The organism is Alicyclobacillus fructus, from assembly GCF_017329605.1.
Lineage (GTDB): Bacteria > Bacillota > Bacilli > Alicyclobacillales > Alicyclobacillaceae > Alicyclobacillus > Alicyclobacillus fructus.
This window is the reverse complement of sequence record NZ_JAFMTY010000085.1, coordinates 1-461: the sequence shown is the minus strand read 5'-3', so window position 1 is coordinate 461 and position 461 is coordinate 1. Positions and strand designations below refer to the sequence as shown.

1 protein-coding gene is annotated in these 461 nt (G+C 57.9%); it reads right to left on the bottom strand.

The features are described 5' to 3' along the window. Nucleotides 1-461 (bottom strand): transposase (locus J3481_RS14425; RefSeq protein ID WP_206832801.1); only part of this gene is annotated, 461 nt, incomplete at both ends.

Genomic DNA, 461 nt, shown 5'->3' with positions numbered 1-461 from the left:
CCCTTGCGTGTTTTTCCACTGTATCGTTTCCCCGCACTTTCGTTGTTCCCGGGACATAGCCCTGCCCAGGAGACTAAGTGTGCTGCAGTCGGAAATCGTCCCATGTCCGTCCCGATTTCCGCCACAATCATTTCCGCCGCCTTTCGCCCAACCCCCGGAATCCCTTCAAGGCGCGCCAGGTCATCTTCAAAAGGGCGCATCCGCCTCTCAATCTCGGCACTCACTTCATCAATCAACTCATCCAACTCGTCAATGTGCTGGAGTTGAATCGCCAACAGCTTCCGCTGATGGGGACGCACAATGCCTTTGAGCGCCTGCTCAAGCTCCTTCGTCTTGTTCCGCAGTCGGCCTTTCGCAAGGGCAGCCAGAGCCTGCTCGTCCGTGTGACCTGCGATCAACTCCTCGAGGATCGCACGGCCACTCACGCCGAGAATATCCGAGGCGACCGACGCCAGCTTGAT